This is a genomic window from Nitratireductor sp. CH_MIT9313-5, assembly GCF_037029545.1.
Taxonomy (GTDB): domain Bacteria; phylum Pseudomonadota; class Alphaproteobacteria; order Rhizobiales; family Rhizobiaceae; genus Chelativorans.
In genome coordinates this window covers 6826-7243 of the sequence record NZ_JAYMER010000016.1, presented here as the reverse complement: position 1 = coordinate 7243, position 418 = coordinate 6826, and the positions used below count along the sequence as shown (strand labels likewise).

The following is a 418-nucleotide window of genomic DNA, read 5'->3' as shown; positions in this document are numbered from 1 at the left end:
TTCATCGAAGATTGGTTGTGCACCCCAGACGCTGAACGAGTGGGTCAAGAAGGCCGAGGTTGATCGCGGAGACCGGGCCGGTATTACGACCGAGATGGCCGAGAAGTTGAAGTCCTTGGAACGCGAGAACCGCGAACTGAAGCAGGCCAACGAGATCCTGCGGAAGGCTTCGGCGTATTTTGCGCAGGCGGAGCTCGACCGCCGCTCCAGGACATGATCGCCTTTATCGAAGAGCACCGTGACACCATCGGGGTCGAGCCGATCTGCAAGCAACTGCCGATTGCCCCTTCCACGTTCTACGATCACATGGCCAAGAAGGCGAACGCAGATCTGCTGTCGGATCGGGCGAAGCGGGATATGACCTTGAGGCCCGAAATCGAGCGCGTCTGGGAACAGAACTACAAGGTCTACGGCGTTT

The 418-nt window shown here is 58.4% G+C and carries 1 pseudogene and 1 other annotated feature; the pseudogene reads left to right on the top strand.

Annotation, left to right across the window (positions count from 1 at the left end):
* Positions 1–418 (top strand): annotated as a pseudogene (locus WA367_RS12610) (IS3 family transposase); the annotation flags it as partial.
* Positions 172–288 (top strand) — a sequence feature (AL1L pseudoknot). (Overlaps the previous pseudogene by 117 nt.)